This is a genomic window from Mannheimia haemolytica (genome assembly GCF_004342115.1).
Lineage (GTDB): Bacteria > Pseudomonadota > Gammaproteobacteria > Enterobacterales > Pasteurellaceae > Mannheimia > Mannheimia haemolytica.
Genome location: NZ_SMAC01000042.1, coordinates 1 through 15859, shown reverse-complemented (window position 1 = coordinate 15859; position 15859 = coordinate 1). Strand labels below are relative to the sequence as shown.

Annotated in this window: 20 protein-coding genes and 3 tRNA genes; 3 read left to right on the top strand and 20 right to left on the bottom strand. The window is 42.0% G+C overall.

Annotation, left to right across the window (positions count from 1 at the left end):
* Positions 1-212 precede the first annotated feature (212 nt).
* The 12 genes from EDC41_RS12470 to EDC41_RS12415 form a co-directional block, all read right to left on the bottom strand.
* A complete protein-coding gene (locus tag EDC41_RS12470) occupies positions 213-998 on the bottom strand; it encodes a glycosyltransferase family A protein (protein WP_006251111.1) in 786 nt (261 codons plus the stop codon).
* A complete protein-coding gene (gene lpxH / locus EDC41_RS12465; RefSeq protein WP_006249624.1) occupies positions 995-1696 on the bottom strand; it encodes a UDP-2,3-diacylglucosamine diphosphatase in 702 nt (233 codons plus the stop codon). The genes EDC41_RS12470 and lpxH overlap by 4 nt, the downstream gene beginning before the upstream one ends.
* A gap of 74 nt (positions 1697-1770) precedes the next feature.
* A complete protein-coding gene (locus EDC41_RS12460; protein WP_006249623.1) occupies positions 1771-2292 on the bottom strand; it encodes a DUF1523 family protein in 522 nt (173 codons plus the stop codon).
* A 9-nt stretch (positions 2293-2301) separates the two neighbouring features.
* A complete protein-coding gene (locus tag EDC41_RS12455; protein WP_006251109.1) occupies positions 2302-3090 on the bottom strand; it encodes a TatD family hydrolase in 789 nt (262 codons plus the stop codon).
* Between the two features lie 4 nt (positions 3091-3094).
* Positions 3095-3379, bottom strand: coding sequence for a type II toxin-antitoxin system RelE/ParE family toxin (locus EDC41_RS12450; protein ID WP_006251108.1), 285 nt, complete (start codon positions 3377-3379; stop codon positions 3095-3097).
* Complete coding sequence (locus EDC41_RS12445) at positions 3372-3614, bottom strand: type II toxin-antitoxin system ParD family antitoxin (protein WP_006248506.1); 243 nt, start codon at positions 3612-3614, stop codon at positions 3372-3374. Before EDC41_RS12445 ends, EDC41_RS12450 begins: the two co-directional genes overlap by 8 nt.
* 130 nt (positions 3615-3744) lie before the next feature.
* Positions 3745-4722 (bottom strand): DNA polymerase III subunit delta', encoded by a 978-nt coding sequence (locus tag EDC41_RS12440; protein WP_006248507.1) that lies wholly within the window; start codon positions 4720-4722, stop codon positions 3745-3747.
* Positions 4722-5342 carry a dTMP kinase gene (gene tmk, locus EDC41_RS12435; protein WP_006248508.1) on the bottom strand — a complete coding sequence of 207 codons (621 nt, stop codon included), beginning with the start codon at positions 5340-5342 and terminating at the stop codon, positions 4722-4724. Before tmk ends, EDC41_RS12440 begins: the two co-directional genes overlap by 1 nt.
* Before the next feature lie 10 nt (positions 5343-5352).
* Positions 5353-6387 carry an endolytic transglycosylase MltG gene (gene mltG, locus EDC41_RS12430; RefSeq protein WP_006248509.1) on the bottom strand — a complete coding sequence of 345 codons (1035 nt, stop codon included), beginning with the start codon at positions 6385-6387 and terminating at the stop codon, positions 5353-5355.
* 92 nt (positions 6388-6479) lie between these two features.
* Positions 6480-6555 (bottom strand) — tRNA-Lys (locus EDC41_RS12425).
* Between the two features lie 21 nt (positions 6556-6576).
* Positions 6577-6652, bottom strand: a tRNA-Lys gene (locus EDC41_RS12420).
* Between the two features lie 22 nt (positions 6653-6674).
* A tRNA-Lys gene (locus EDC41_RS12415) sits at positions 6675-6750 on the bottom strand.
* 216 nt (positions 6751-6966) lie between these two features.
* Between EDC41_RS12415 and ppa the strand changes: the two genes are divergently transcribed.
* Together ppa and EDC41_RS12405 are read left to right on the top strand one after the other, a co-directional pair.
* Positions 6967-7494: an inorganic diphosphatase gene (gene ppa / locus EDC41_RS12410; RefSeq protein ID WP_006248512.1), complete on the top strand. Its 528-nt coding sequence runs from the start codon at positions 6967-6969 to the stop codon at positions 7492-7494.
* 55 nt (positions 7495-7549) lie between these two features.
* A complete protein-coding gene (locus EDC41_RS12405) occupies positions 7550-8305 on the top strand; it encodes a M48 family metallopeptidase (RefSeq protein ID WP_006248513.1) in 756 nt (251 codons plus the stop codon).
* Positions 8306-8368: 63 nt separating this feature from the next.
* Here EDC41_RS12405 and trpS read toward each other — a convergent pair whose 3' ends face one another.
* From trpS to rppH, 7 genes are all read right to left on the bottom strand, one after another.
* The gene (trpS, locus tag EDC41_RS12400) at positions 8369-9400 is read right to left on the bottom strand and encodes a tryptophan--tRNA ligase (protein WP_006248514.1); all 1032 of its coding nucleotides are present in this window, start codon (positions 9398-9400) and stop codon (positions 8369-8371) included.
* 126 nt (positions 9401-9526) lie between these two features.
* Positions 9527-9859 carry a type II toxin-antitoxin system PemK/MazF family toxin gene (locus EDC41_RS12395; protein WP_006248516.1) on the bottom strand — a complete coding sequence of 111 codons (333 nt, stop codon included), beginning with the start codon at positions 9857-9859 and terminating at the stop codon, positions 9527-9529.
* Positions 9856-10116, bottom strand: a complete 261-nt coding sequence (locus tag EDC41_RS12390; protein ID WP_006248517.1) for an AbrB/MazE/SpoVT family DNA-binding domain-containing protein — start codon at positions 10114-10116, stop codon at positions 9856-9858. Before EDC41_RS12390 ends, EDC41_RS12395 begins: the two co-directional genes overlap by 4 nt.
* A gap of 69 nt (positions 10117-10185) precedes the next feature.
* A complete protein-coding gene (locus tag EDC41_RS12385) occupies positions 10186-10854 on the bottom strand; it encodes a phosphoglycolate phosphatase (protein ID WP_006248518.1) in 669 nt (222 codons plus the stop codon).
* Positions 10855-10940: 86 nt separating this feature from the next.
* Positions 10941-11738, bottom strand: coding sequence for a prolipoprotein diacylglyceryl transferase (gene lgt / locus EDC41_RS12380; protein WP_006251103.1), 798 nt, complete (start codon positions 11736-11738; stop codon positions 10941-10943).
* Positions 11739-11745: 7 nt separating this feature from the next.
* Positions 11746-12534 carry a sulfite exporter TauE/SafE family protein gene (locus EDC41_RS12375; protein ID WP_006248520.1) on the bottom strand — a complete coding sequence of 263 codons (789 nt, stop codon included), beginning with the start codon at positions 12532-12534 and terminating at the stop codon, positions 11746-11748.
* Between the two features lies 1 nt (position 12535).
* On the bottom strand, positions 12536-13180 hold the full coding sequence (rppH, locus tag EDC41_RS12370; RefSeq protein ID WP_006248521.1) for an RNA pyrophosphohydrolase: 645 nt from the start codon (positions 13178-13180) through the stop codon (positions 12536-12538).
* A 611-nt stretch (positions 13181-13791) separates the two neighbouring features.
* Here rppH and lldD point away from each other — a divergent pair.
* Entirely contained in the window at positions 13792-14937 is a 1146-nt protein-coding gene (gene lldD, locus EDC41_RS12365) for an FMN-dependent L-lactate dehydrogenase LldD (RefSeq protein WP_006251102.1), read from the top strand.
* A gap of 53 nt (positions 14938-14990) precedes the next feature.
* Here the strand turns inward: lldD and EDC41_RS12360 are convergent, their stop codons facing one another.
* Positions 14991-15701 (bottom strand): hypothetical protein, encoded by a 711-nt coding sequence (locus EDC41_RS12360; RefSeq protein WP_006252904.1) that lies wholly within the window; start codon positions 15699-15701, stop codon positions 14991-14993.
* Between the last annotated feature and the right edge of the window lie 158 nt (positions 15702-15859).

Genomic DNA, 15859 nt, shown 5'->3' with positions numbered 1-15859 from the left:
AAACTTAAGCAAAAGCAAAATAAGTACAAATAAACAAAGTACAAGTAATCCAAGAAAGAGCCGCCTGTAGAGATACAGGCGGTTTTTTGTTGTTGCGGTAAAGGTAAAAAACTCACGGAAAATGACCGCTTGTTATCGGAGAGGAAAGAAGGCTCAAGAATACAAGCGGTTGTTTTTTTAGGGAAAATCTGCAAATGCTTTTTTAGCTCCATTCAAGCGTATATCAAAGGCTTAATACCAATCCCTTTACTATTAAGACAGTCTTGTAGATTTCTAATATTATTAACAATATTTTCGGTAATTAGGTTGGCTTGTTTAACTTTTTCTTCAGTAACATTGGGATCTTTTTCGTTGAATAAAATCGCATTTAATAATCTTTCTGCGTGCATACCCTCTCGGCAGTAATGTAAAACACCGACATCATTAAATGCAGTAGCTACAGAGCTAATTTGTGTAGTGGCTATGCCTAAAGCACCATCTTCTCCACCTAATTCTTGGAAGAGCTGATGTTGTGGAAAGCCGCCACAAGCGAGGAAGAAACTACGCCGAAATACAGTGTTGCCTGCACCAGTCATTTGCATATATTGCCAAGCTAACTCAAAATTAGGGTGAGAGCTGTAACGTTGATCTAAGTTTACCGGTTTTAATGCTAACCGAACCAAGCCGGTTTCCGGTTTAAACTCAAAAATCTTTTCAGCAACTTGCAATGCCCCGTTTTCATAAGCATCATCAGCATCTAAAAAGGCAATTAAATCTGTTTCACTTTGTAATGCTCCCCAGTTGCGTGCTTTGGCAACACCGCCATTTTGAGGCATTTGTTCCACTCTAATTTTATCAGGCACTTGGGCTTGTAAATGTTTAGCTAAGGCAAGCGTATTATCCGTTGAAGCATCATCAATAAGCCACAATAGATTTAATCCAGACTGATTTAATACACTTTGCACTGCACGAACAAGGGTGTTTTCGGCGTTATAGCAAGGAATAATCACATTAATCATATAAATTCAGCTCCTTGCTCGGTTACGCTTAAAATAGAGGCGTAATTTTCTTTCCAGTCGCCTAATACAATGCGGGTAAATCCATTATGCTGATGGATTGCTTGTCGATGCGTATGCCCGTGTATAAGTTGAGTTGTATTGTATTTTGCGACAATTTGAGCGGTAACTTCAGCGTTTACGTCCATAATTTCAGCGGATTTATCACGCTTTTCTTGTTTGCTTTTGGATCGAATTTTCTCCGCAATACGAATTCGCCAAGAAAGCGGAAACATCAAAAAGATAGCTTGTCGCCATTTTTGGTGGACTTTTTTACGAAATTGTTGATATTTCACATCATCAGTACAAAGCGTATCGCCGTGGCAAAGCAAGGTAGATGTGCCGAATAAATCTATAACGTGATAATCAGGCAAAATAACCATACCCGTTTGTTCGCTGAATCGTTTGCCAATTAAAAAATCACGATTTCCGCAAATAAAATAGCATTTTGTACCGCTTGTAGTGAGGGTTTTGATTGCCTGTTTAACGGTTGAAATGAGTTCAGACTGCTCATCATCGCCAATCCAGAAATCAAACAGATCACCTAAGATATAAACCGCTTCTGCAAGTAGTGCTTTTTCTTGCATAAATTGCAAAAAGAGGTGGGTAATTTCAGGCTGATTTTCATTTAAGTGGAGATCGGCAATAAAATAGTACGTCATTTGATATTGTTGATAAAAAAGAAAACGGTTCAATTTTTTACAAAATCGAACCGTTTGTCAAAGGTTAATCGGCATTAATCTTTAAAAATGCCACGAATAAATTGTACTGAGAGGAAGAACAAGAACGCCAATACGGCATAAAGTACATAGCTCATAATTGGTTTGCTGACTGTTTCTGCTTCTTCTAATGGCTTGATTGAAACAATATTTCTAAATTCATTTAGCCAATTGATTCGCCAGCCGTAATATTTAATTTGCACACGTTGTTTTTCGTTAGCGTAGGCTTGAGCTTTGGCTTGAATGTCGGCAGATCCGAATTTGAAATAAGGAGGCAACCCCCAGCCGGTATCTTCATTACGATAAACCATTACCTTTTTGGTTTCAGGATCTTCCGTGAATAAGAAATAAACATCGCGCACCTCGCCATCAGCAGGATTCGCTTTGCTGATAATACCATCTTTATCCATTCGGCGTACTTCCATACCTGTTACTACGGTATCTTCATAACTTGGCATTGCATAATTAACTGCACCGCCTAATACAATAAAAAATGATAGTGAGACAAGAATCAGAAAATACTTAAGTATTGCTCTCATATTAGTTCCTTATAATTTAATGTTGAATAAGTGTTGCACATTTTCGGTTGTAATGCGAGCTAATTCTTCAGTTGAAACGCCTTTTAATGTCGCCACATATTCGCAAGTTTCCCGCACATACGCCGGCTGGTTCGGCTTACCACGATAAGGAATCGGGGCAAGATAAGGGGAATCTGTTTCAACCAATAAGCGATCTAACGGCACTTTTCGCACGACTTCTCGGAGTTCTTCTGCATTGCGGAAAGTAATAATGCCCGAAATTGAGATATAAAAGCCGATGTCTAAAGCCCGTTTTGCCATTGCCCAATCTTCGGTAAAGCAATGCAACACCCCACCGCATTTTTCGGCATTATTTTGTTCCAACATATCCATCGTATCTTGGCGTGCCGAACGAGAATGGATAATGAGTGGCTTATTGAGTTTGTTTGCAATTTCAATTTGTTGAACGAAAAGCGATTGTTGCAACGCTTTGGTTTCCGGTGTGTAGTGATAATCCAAACCAGTTTCCCCAATGGCAACCACTTTCGGATCTTGAGCGAACTGAAATAATTTATCGTAATCAAAAGGTTCATCTTCCACATTCAACGGGTGAACGCCACAAGAAAGTGAAACGTCATTACGATGGGCGGTTAAGTTTTTCATTGCTTCAAAACGCCCAACTGTAGTGCAAACCGAGATAAAATGATGCACCCCTCGGGCTTTGGCATTTTCAATTACTTCGTCCACGTTTTTGTGACGAGTTTCGTAGTCTAGAGAATCTAGATGACAATGTGAGTCTATGATAAATAAGTCTTTCATTTTTCTAAATATAGCGTTTATGATTCATTTGGTTATGTAAGATGCGAACAATAAATATATGATCTGCTTTTATTCGATAATAAATTGTATGAGATTGATGTGTGTGCATTCGCAAGCCACCACGAATATGTTCCGCAGAAGTTCCCATTGTTGGAAAATCAGCTAATAAATTCAAAATATGCTTTAGATCTGCAAAATAAGATTCTGTTTGTTGAACACCAAATTGAGAGATACTGTAACGAAAAAGTTTCTCTTGATCTCGGAGTGCTTGAGCAGAAAGTTTATACATTAAGTTCCGCCTTTACTCTCAACATCATTTCATCAATCGTTTCGGTTGCATAACCACTAGCATCACCATCATCAATGGCTTGTCGCAACTGAGCTAAGTATTGCTCTTTTTCCTCAAGCATTCGTAAAGCGGTTCTCACTACTTCACTGGTAGAGCCATAACGCCCACTTGCCACCATTTCATTTACAAAATCATTTAAAGGTTCGCCTAAAGTCACGCTGGTTGTTCTTGCCATAATATTCTCCTTGTGTGAATTATTCATACAATAACAAAGATAGATAATTTTGCAAGTTATAAACTATATTATAGGGCTAGAAGCCTCTTTTTACGGCTAATTGAAAGCTACCTTCTATGAGAGAGGGCTTTTACTCAAACACCAAAACCAACTTCGTCAGGCAATCTAGCAACATCAATTCCGGATTGACGGCGTTAATTTCGGTTAAATCCCGCTGGGTTTGTTGGAGAATTTGATGCCCTTTAAGTAAGCCGTGGGTCGTTAGTTGTTGGCTAAAAGGGAGAATGCCGTTTTGGAGATCCGGGTTTAGCCAACCGTGGCTGATTGCCATTTTAGCTTTTAGGGCATCGCTAAAGAAACTTTCCAGCCATTCGAGTTGCTGTAAAATCAGCTCTTTTTCTTGGGCGAAGGCTTGGAATAACAAGAAGACATCGTGGCTTTTGTAGAAACGCCAGAAGGTTTGCAAAAAGGTTTTTCGCTGTTGCAAGCGGTCATTTTCGATAAAATTTTTGCAAATTAGTGGGCGTGAGTGGCAAAGGCGGAGTGCAATCTCTAAGTCGTCGGTTGAGATTGCCGGAAATTGTGTTTGTAGCCAAGCCATTACTTCTGAGGCTTGTGGGGCGTAAAGTACCCAAGTTTGGCTGCGGCTTTGAATGGTAGCTAAAACTGTTGCTTGAAGCGGTGCTTCGAGCAAGAAATAGACGTTTTCACGTGGCTCTTCCAAGGTTTTGAGCAGGGCATTACTGCTTGCCTCGGTTAAACGATCAACTCCTCGAATATAAACGACCGTATTTCCCCCTTGTTGGGCGAAATTCTGGAGTTTATAAATCAACTCACGCACTTGGTCGATACCAATATCTTTGTCTTCAATCGGCTCAAGAATGTGGAAATCGGGGTGGTTGTTGCTTTGCATAAGCAGGCAACTTTTGCATTCAAGACAAGGTTGATGGCGGAGTTTTTGGCTGCAAAGCAACCATTCAGCCACCTTGTAGATTAAGGTGTCTGTACCAAGACCAACATCTGTTTTGAACAGTAAGGCGTGATGACCTCGCCCCTGTAAAAATGAATCGGTAAGTTGTTGATAAGTGCTTTCGAGCCAAGGGTACATTATTTCAGCCAGTTTCTAATTACTTGTTGAATATCCGCAGTCACCTGTTCGATGGGTTGTTCGGCATTGATGATCACGGCTTTATCGTTGTGTTGGGTTAATTCTAAATAACGCTCTCGTGTGCGGTAGAAGAAGTCAAGGCTTTGCTGTTCGATGCGGTCTAATTCGCCTCTGCCTCTGGCTCTTTCTAAACCAATCACCGGATCGAGATCGAGATAAATCGTTAAATCTGGCTCGAATGTGCCGAGTACCGATTCTTTTAAGGTTTCGAGTAAGTGACGATCCAACTTACGTCCACCGCCTTGATAGGCTTGGGAAGACATATCGTGGCGGTCGCCCAGAACCCATTTGCCTTCGGCAAGGGCAGGTTTGATCACATTTTCGACTAATTGAACACGAGCAGCGTAGAGCATTAGCAGCTCAGCCTTATCGTTAATGGCTTCTTCGGTTTCGTGTTTAATTAAATGGCGTAACTTTTCGGCAAGGGGGGTGCCGCCGGGTTCTCGGGTCATTACTACGTCATTAATGCCGGCTTGTTCCAACTCTTTGAGAATCACTTGGTGAGCAGTCGTTTTGCCTGCGCCCTCTAAGCCTTCAATTACAATAAATTTTCCACGCATATTGTTCTCACTATTTTTGTTCATTTTTGCGTTTGCGTTCAATTTGAATCCATTCTGCCACCGCTTTATTATGCTCATTCAGTGTTTTGCTGAATTTATGACCGCCCGTGCCGTCTGCCACAAAATAGAGGTAGGGTGTATTATCCGGGTTGGCAACCGCTTTAATCGAAGCTTCACTCGGCATGGCAATCGGCGTTGGCGGTAAGCCGTCAATCTGGTAAGTATTGTATGGCGTTGCCTCTTCTAAATCTTTGCGGCGGATATTGCCGTTATAACGATCGCCCATTCCGTAAATGACGGTTGGATCGGTTTGCAGTCGCATATTGTTGCGTAAACGGTTAATAAAGACCGATGCCACTTGTGGGCGTTCGGTCGCAATGCCGGTCTCTTTTTCCACAATCGAGGCAAGAATCAGCATTTCGTATGGTGTTGCAAGCGGTAGATTTTCCGCTCTATTTTTCCAAGCCTGTTCCAACGCCGTTTTCTGCTTTTGATAAGCCCGTTTAAGCAAGGCTAAATCGGTGGAATTGGGCGTGTAGTTGTAAGTATCCGGGGCTATCCAACCTTCGATTTTTTCGTGTGGAATGCCGAGTAAGTCAGCGATTTCTTTTTCCGATTTGCCTTGTAGCGTGTGCTGTAAATAATCGGCTTTCGCTAGTTGTTCCCGCCAAATTTTAAAAGTTTTGCCCTCAATAAATTGCACGTTAAGTTGCACTTCTTTGCCGGAGCTTAAATGAGCGAGCAAATCTTTTACTGTCGTTAAGCCTGCGAGTGAATAAGCACCAGCCTTGAATTTGCTTAACTCAGGGTATAATCGCATTAAATAAGGGATAAGATCGGCGTCATCGTGGGTGACAATGCCTTGCTCTTCTAACAGAGCCGCTAATTTTTGGCTGGAAACGCCTTTTTCCAATACGAAAAGTTGATTCGGCTGAACCGTGATCGGGTGTTCGGCTAAAGAGGTGAGTTTTTGGTAGCCGTAAAACAGTCCACCGCAAGCAATAACGCCGGCTAAGCCTAATGCAATAAGGATTTTTTTTAGCATTGATGAATAAAATAAAAGTGATAAAAATTGACTGAATTCTACTATAAAGCGGTTGTTTTTTCAGAAAAATTTGCAAATGGGATTTGAGTAAATGGTGGGTCATGAAGGATTCGAACCTTCGACCAACGGATTAAAAGTCCGCTGCTCTACCGACTGAGCTAATGACCCTCAGAGGAGTTTTGAAATTAATGGTGGGTCATGAAGGATTCGAACCTTCGACCAACGGATTAAAAGTCCGCTGCTCTACCGACTGAGCTAATGACCCTTAGAGGTGTTTTGAAGATTAATGGTGGGTCATGAAGGATTCGAACCTTCGACCAACGGATTAAAAGTCCGCTGCTCTACCGGCTGAGCTAATGACCCATAATCTTGCGTAACGAGGGCATATCTTACGGATTTTTAAAACTTTGGCAAGTTTTTTTTATCGAAAAATGGTTGAGTGTGCGGTTTGTAAGCAATTTAGCAAAAAATTAGCCGGATTTGTTGGCGGAAAATGAAAAGAGAAACGGGCTTTTATCTTTTTCTGAAAATAGGCTATAATCACGCCGTTTATTTCACCTATTATAGAAGGAAACCAAAATGGGCTTAGAATTAGTTCCTGCCGGTAAAGAATTACCGGACGATATTTATGTTGTAATTGAAATTCCGGCAAACTCTGATCCAATCAAATATGAAGTGGACAAAGAAACCGGGGCATTATTTGTGGATCGCTTTATGGCAACCGCAATGTTCTATCCGGCAAACTATGGTTATGTGAATAACACCTTATCATCAGACGGTGACCCGGTTGATGTATTAGTGCCAACACCATATCCGTTACAACCGGGTTCGGTGATTCGTTGCCGTCCTGTCGGTGTGTTAAAAATGACCGATGAAGCCGGCGGTGATGCAAAAGTGGTTGCTGTTCCACACACCAAATTAAGTAAAGAGTATGACCACATCAAAGATGTAGGTGACTTACCGGCGTTATTAAAAGCACAAATCCAGCACTTCTTCGAAAGCTATAAAGCATTAGAAGCGGGCAAATGGGTGAAAGTAGAAGGTTGGGGCGATGTAAACGAAGCTCGCCAAGAAATCTTAGAATCATTCGAGCGTGCTAAGAAATAATTATTTATTTTTGAATGCCAAGCAAATTTGTTTGGCATTTTTTGTGGGATATAAAATGAAATTCATCAAAAAATTAAGTTATTCAGTTTTTTTAGCAACAGTGATTACCGCTTGTGCCACAACAGAAAGCATTAACCAAGAAGCGGCTCAAAGTTATGCTCAAGTGAAAACCCAAGCTCGTCAGCAAAATGCGATTGACAATTCGTCTGCCACCGCTAAGCGGATTCACACTGTTTTTCATAAAATGAAGCCTTATGCGGAAAGAGCCAACCAGACTGGTGTACCTTTTCATTGGGAAATTACCGTATTGAAATCGGATGAACTCAATGCGTGGGCGATGCCGGGCGGTAAAATGGCGTTTTACACGGGGTTAGTGGAAAGACTTAATTTATCGAACGATGAAATTGCAGTGGTAATGGGACACGAGATGGCTCACGCACTGAAAGAACACGGTAAATCAGACCGTACGGTTAGCGCTATTACCAGTATTGTAGGTGCTATTGCAGATGTGGCTGTGACTGCCTCAACAGGCGTAAGCACCGAAGGTTTACTCAGCACTGGCGTGGATTTGATTGCCACCAAGCCATTCTCTCGCAGCCAAGAGACTGAGGCGGACGAAGTTGGGTTAATTTTAATGGCAGAATCAGGCTACAACCCATCAGCAGCGCCGAATGTTTGGGTAAAAATGAGTAAAGCCAATGGCGATTCAGGCTTGTCCATTTTCTCAACTCACCCATCAAATGCTGACCGTCAAGAAAACTTAGCCCGCCTTGTGCCGGAAGCAATGAAGATTTATAACGCCCGTAAATAATTGACAATCGGTTCTTTTTTGCAAAAATGCTCTTGAATCCTCAAGAGCATTTTTCATTAAGTGTTAGTAACGCACAAAACCGACTAATTCATATACCTTATCTAACGTTGCTTTGGCTTGAGCTCGAGCTTTTTCTGCCCCTTCACGGTAGATTTTTTCCAATAATGCTTCATCTTGGCGGTAGTGGTGATAACGTTCTTGCAGATTGGTTAATAGTTCGGAAACCTTATCTGCTACTTCTGTTTTCAAATGACCATACATTTTGCCTTCAAATTCGGTTTCTAATTCGGCAATGGTTTTGCCGGTAATGGCGGAGAGAATATCCAATAAATTCGAGACACCGGCTTTATTCTGTACGTCATAACGCACTACTGGCGGTTCATCGCCATCGGTCATTGCCCGTTTGATTTTCTTCGCTACCGCTTTCGGATCTTCCAATAGTCCAATCACATTGTTACGATTATCGTCCGATTTTGACATTTTTTTGGTCGGCTCAAGTAGCGACATCACTCTTGCCCCGGATTTCGCAATAAAGACTTCCGGCACTGCAAAAACAGGCTCGATCAGGTTGCCTTCGGAATCTTTTTTGCCGTATAAGGCATTGAAACGGTTGGCAATGTCACGGGTGATTTCCAAATGTTGTTTTTGGTCATCGCCTACCGGCACTTGGTTGGCTTGGTAAAGCAGAATATCTGCCGCCATTAATACCGGATAAGTAAATAAGCCCACATTGACATTCTCTTCATAGCGTGCCGATTTATCTTTAAATTGCGTCATACGCCCCATTTCACCGAAATAGGTGTAACAGTTCAGCACCCAAGCTAATTGGGCGTGTTCCGGCACGTGGGATTGAATAAAAATAGTGCTTTTGTTTGGATCAATGCCACAAGCTAAATACAGGGCTAACACATCTAAAGTTGATTTGCGTAGCGACTCCGGATCTTGACGAACGGTAATGGCGTGTTGATCGACAATGCAATATACACAGTCATAATCATCTTGCATTTTCACCCAGTTGCGTAACGCCCCTAAGTAGTTACCGATAGTCAATTCACCTGAGGGCTGCACGCCACTAAATACAATAGGTTTGCTCATTTTATCTTCTCGTTTGATTTGAAAAATATAGGTTATCTTAACGGTTATTGGGAAGGGATAAAAGTACAAGCGGTCAGATTTATTGATGATTTTGCAAAAAATAGAGCAAATCAGACCGCTTGTATCTTACTCAAAAATCACTGAAACCCTTGCCATAATTTCATCAAGTAGGCTTTCGGGTAAGGCTTCGATAAATTTTCCATGGCGTTGTGCAATATCGACTGTGCGAGGTTGATCGCATCGAATAATCCCTGTTGTTTTTAAGCCGGCATCTTTTAATGAAACGGCAAAGCCCAGTCTTTCAGCAAAAGCTCCACCGTTAGTAATCGGCACAACCACAGGCAGTTTACTGGCTAGATTAAATGCAGTTGCGGAAACAATTACAACGGGGCGGAAGCCTGATTGTTCGTGTCCTAAGGTTGGATCAAGATCGAGCCAGTAAATATCGCCACGTTTCATAAAATTTCTTTTCCTATTGCCGGCTCGGATAACCACGATTGGCTTTCTTCATTCCTTGCTGCCTCAAAATCGGATTGTCTTAATAATTCCTCTAAGCTGTATTTCACTTTTGGGCGGGCAGGATTAATCACGAGTTGGTTGTCGTTTAAAGACAAATCCACTTTGCTACCGACGGAGAGCTTGAGTGCCTCTAAAAAAGCAGGCGGAATCACCATTGCAACCGAGCCACCGACCTGACGTAATGCGATTGTTGGCATACTTTACTCCTTTAAATCTTTAGGTTCGGAAAGTCTAAAGCAAACATCAAAAGAAAACAAATGTTTTCTTTATAACCCCACAATTTTCAACACATCTTTAAATTCAGATGTCACAAAAGTCGGGTTAGATTGTTCAATCGGCACATTGTAGTTATAGCCGTAAGTTAGTCCAACCACATCACAACCGGCGGCTTTGGCGGCAATCACGTCATTTTCTGAGTCGCCGACAAAAAGTAATTCTGATGGGGTAATGCCGAATTTTTCGCAGATAAAAAACATCGGGTCAGGGTGCGGTTTGATTTTGGGGAGCGATTGCCCACCAAGGGTTTCATCGAATAAATGATAAATGCCGAAAGCGGAAAGCACCGGCTCGACTAATTTGGTCGGTTTGTTGGTAATCACCACCAGCGGGTAGTCGTTTGCTTTGAGGATTTCTAAGGTTTCTTTCACATTTGGGAAAAGGGTGCTTTCCTCGCACACATAGGTGGCGTAGTATTTATCAAAGCTCACTCGCATTTTCACCAACTCATCGGCTTGGAAAATTCTGCCGGTGTGAGCAACCGCATTTTGGAAGAAAATATCTGCCCCTTTACCGATCCAAGTCAGCACTTTTTCTTGTGTAACCGTTGGCAAACCGGCTTCTAGAAACATTGAATTGGCGACAAGAGTGAGATCGGGGAGGGTGTTGATTAGCGTTCCGTCTAAGTCGAAACCGATGACTTTGTATTTTTTACTCATAGTATATCCTTCAAACACAAGCGGTCGTTTTCTGCAAATTTTTTGCAATTTTTGTAATGAGGGCAAATATTGACTTGCCCCTACGTTTATTTCACTTTGTTTACTTTATACGCCCACGCCATAATCAGTATGCTGCCGATAATCATCGGTAAAGAGAGTAGTTGCCCACGAGTGATTAAATCTGCGGTGGTATTGACGTTATGGTCGATTTCTCGGAAGTATTCCACAATAAAGCGGAATGTGCCGTAGCCGATTAAAAATAACCCTGAAACCGCACCTGCCGGGCGAGGCTTTTGAATAAACCAGTTGAGGATAAAGAGTAACACCACACCCTCTAAAAAGGCTTCATAAAGCTGTGACGGGTGGCGGGGAAGATAGCCACCGCTTGGAAATAACACCGCCCAAGGCACATCGGTTACACGCCCCCAAAGTTCATCGTTAATGAAATTGCCGATACGCCCCATACCTAGCCCGAACGGTACTAGCGGTGCGATAAAATCTGCTGTCTGCCAGAAATTGCGTTTTTGGCGGTAGGAAACCCAAATCATTGCTACAATGACGCCGATTAAACCGCCGTGAAAGGACATTCCGCCTTCCCAAATGCGAAAGAGGTAGAGCGGATCTTGTAAGAAACGGTCGAAGCTATAAAAGAACACATCGCCGATACGCCCACCTAATACTACGCCCCAGAAGCAAGTATAGACTAAGCTATCCACTTGCTCGGTTGTCCAAACTCCATTGGAATTTTTCGCCCGTCTCATTCCCAGCCAGTAGGCAAAGGCAAAGCCGGCTAAATACATTAGCCCATACCAACGCAGGGCAATCGGACCGATTTCAAACACAATCGGGCTAATTTGTGGAAATTGGATAAATTGTTCGTTCATAGTGTCCTTATTTTAAAAACATATTGATGGCGATACAGACCAAAAGCACCGCAAAGGCTTTTTTCAGCATCGGCACAGGTAGAGCGTTGGCGGCACTTGCCCCCATTTTTGAGGTGAAAAATGAAGTTGCCGTAATACCAAACAGAGCCGGTAAATAAACATAACCGAGAGAATAATCAGGCATTCCTTCTAAGCCCCAGCCACTTACAATAAAGCTGATTGTGCCAGATAAACCTAAAAATGCTCCGCAAAATGAGGAAGTGCCGATGGCACGTTTCATTTCTAAGCCTCGATCGTTTAAAAATGGTACAATAAAGGCTCCACCTGCGATCCCTGCCATACTGGCTAACGCACCGATGATTGAACCTCCGATTATCGTCGTTTGAACGGTAAGTGGTTTATTTTTCGGTGCTCTTTTTATTGAAAAAATCATTTTACCTGCAAGGTAAAGTACCATTACCGCAAAAATTCTAGACATCAGTTGCGGATCGAGGCGGCTTACCACCAAGCCCGATAGAAAAACCGAAACCATCAACGCTGGAATAAAATATTTACTGGTTTGGATATCGACATTGCCTAACTTATGATGGCGTTGTGCCGATGCAAAGGCGGTAATAATAATGGTTGAAAATGATGTGCCGAGTGCGGTGGACATTATATATTCCGGCGGTACACCTGCCATGGGCAGTAGGAAGACCAAACTCGGCACGATGATTAACCCACCACCAATGCCGAACAAGCCGGCTAAAAAGCCGACAAACACCCCTAAAAAAAGGCAGCTTAATAAAATAGTCATCTTATTTTCCTTTTTGATTATGTTGATGCCAAGGACGATAAGGCTTACGAGCTTCTCGTTTATAGGCTTTGGCAGAATCCTGAGAGGTTTTTTTATAAGTATGGGGCGAAGTCTCGCCACGCTCAATGCGTGGTTTCTCACCGGTTTTATCGTCAGTCGCTTTTTGAATATTGTTTTGCAAAACCTGTGCAAACTCTTTCATCGCTTTGCGATAAACATCTCGTTTAAAAGAGACCACTTGGCGGACTGGATACCAAAAGCTGACCCAACGCCAGCCGTCAAACTCCGGATTTTTCGTGGTTTTCAAATTAATCAGGCTTTCATCACCGATTAATTGCAGTAGAAACCAACGCTGTTTTTGCCCGATACAGACAGGACCAGAGCCTTCATTACGTACCAAGCGTTTTGGCAGTTTATATTTTAGCCAATATTTAGACGCCCAAAGCAATCGTACATCTTTTTTACTTAAGCCGACCTCTTCATAAAGCTCACGGTACATTGCTGCTTCAATGTTTTCCCCCTCATTAATTCCACCTTGCGGAAATTGCCAAGAGTTTTGACCAAACCGTTTTGCCCACAGAACTTGCCCGTGCTTATTACAGATAACGATTCCAACATTTGGGCGGTAGCCATCGAAATCGATCACTCGACCACCTAATTGATAAAAATTCTAGAATGGGAGAATTGTTTCATACTTTGGGTTGATTTGCAAAAAAACCATAAAATATAACCGCTTGTGAATAACTTTGTGGATAACTATTGAATATAAGTGGTATAAGTTGAGGATAAACAGGCGGAACGTTGTAAAACAGAGCAATTAATCAGATCTAAAAATGCGATCTTTTTCTTAAGCAATGATCTGGATAAAGATCAAGTTGTTGCGTTTTTTCTCGTCAAAATAAGTTTAAATTTTAAAATGAATAAGCAGGGCAATTTTTGCTTCGTAAATAAAGCAGAGTTATCCCCACCATTTGTGGATAAAGATGTGATAGTTTTTCAAATTAGGCGTGAATAACTCAAATCAGCCTTTTGCTATTTCCATAAATTATAATTAAATCAAATAGTTAGTGTCATCTTTTCAATCTGTGAATAATCAATTGTTTTGTTGGTTGCTTTTTGTGCAATTGTATTTTTATGCTAATTAGTTTGTAACAAAAATGTGATCTATTTCTCATATTTTGCAAATAATAGTAATTCTTATTTTTATTTTAAAGTAGAATAGCCACACTTTTTTCTTAATGATTTATGAGGTTTTAAATGATCATTTCATCTGCAAACGATTACCGCCGTGCGGCAAAACGTCGTGTTCCCCCTTTTATGTTCCATTATGCGGATGGCGGTTCTTACGCCGAGCAGACCTTACGTCGTAATGTGAGCGATTTGGAAGACATCGCCCTGCGTCAACGTGTGTTAAAAGATATGTCGCAACTAGACACCGGCATCGAGCTGTTCGGCGAAAAACTGTCTATGCCGGTGACCCTCGCCCCTGTCGGTGCATTAGGAATGTATGCCCGCCGTGGCGAAGTGCAAGCGGGCAAAGCCGCAGATAACAAAGGTATTCCGTTTACCCTTTCCACTGTCTCTATTTGCCCGATTGAAGAGGTTGCACCGGCAATCAAACGCCCGATGTGGTTTCAGCTCTATGTGTTAAAAGATCGGGGCTTTATGAAAAATGCATTGGAACGAGCCAAAGCCGCCGGTTGTTCCACGCTAGTGTTTACCGTAGATATGCCGACCCCCGGCGCACGTTATCGTGATATGCACTCCGGAATGAGCGGCCCATACAAAGACATTCGCCGTGTGTTGCAGGCAATGGTTCACCCGTTTTGGGCGTGGGACGTGGGCATTCACGGTAAACCCCACACGTTAGGCAATGTGTCAAACTATATGGGCAAACCGATTGATCTGAACAACTACATCGGCTGGCTGACCGATAATTTCGACCCATCAATTTCGTGGAAAGATTTAGAGTGGATTCGTGAATTTTGGGACGGCCCGATGGTGATCAAAGGCATTCTCGACCCAGAAGATGCTAAAGATGCCGTAAGATTTGGTGCGGACGGTATCATCGTCTCCAACCACGGTGGTCGTCAGTTAGATGGGGTACTTTCTTCTGCCAAAGCCCTGCCAAGCATTGCCGATGCAGTAAAAGGGGAGATCAAAATCCTTGCCGACTCTGGTATCCGCAACGGCTTAGATGTGGTGAGAATGCTGGCTCTCGGCGCAGATTGTACGATGATCGGGCGTTCCTTTGTTTACGCTCTTAGCGCCGCCGGTCAAGCCGGTGTGGAAAACCTGCTCGACATCTTCCTTAAAGAAATGAAAGTGGCGATGACACTTACCAGCAATGCTAAAATTAGCGACATCGGCAGAGATGCTTTGGTAGATTTAAGTAATCTTTAGCTCAAATAGCCACAATCCGCACGTTTTAGGTGCGGATTGTTATTTTAGATAGGCTAATTTGGCATTTTGGTAATATTAATGCGGTAATATTTCAATGTATCTTGGTTGAAAAAGAGAAATTCATCGTTATCTTTAGTTTTTTCGCCCAGCACATAAATGTTATTGCGATGAATAGATAAGACATAATATCGCTTATTTTCAATTTCAAGATAATCATACGTTGTTCTCAGCTCAGGGCGAATGTAGCCAATACTCAAAGAAAGTAAGCTAAAATAGATGAAAATAAAAACATAGAAAAAACCGAAGCGTTCTTCGCTTAACATTTTTTGAATATCTAAGTGGAATACGCGGTGGTCCCAATGTTTGTGAAATAATAATACTGATAGGGTAGTTGTCCCTAGATAGAGTAGGTGTAAATACATTGGCACTTTGCCAATAAACAGATAGAAACTGATCATTACTGGCAAGCTAAAAATAGTAACAAGAACACTCACCCGTAGCCAGCCAAGGTATTTAAAGTAATGCAGCTTAAAAACTTTATTAACTAAAGCGTATCCTATCAAATAAAAAAGAAAGATAGTTAAAAATGTGCCAAAAACGTAGGCTAGTGCGCGAGCTATACCGGCATTACCAACCTCAACATGCCACCACGGGTAGCCATGAAAAGCAGCAATACCCCAAGCATAACAGTAAGCGGTAGAAAAAGAGATTAAAGTAAAGAAAGCGAGAGTAAGAGAAGAGTTGATGAATTTCTGGTTAGTCATAACAGTAAATAGATTGCACCTACTTAGTTAAAGATGAAACACAAGAAAGCAGACTGAGTTTAGCTGTAGAAGATCAAACCTAATCTGACAGTCCCCCGTTTTAAATTACCGTGTCTGTCAGATTAATTTGAGCTTAAATTCTTTTCCACCCAAATCCG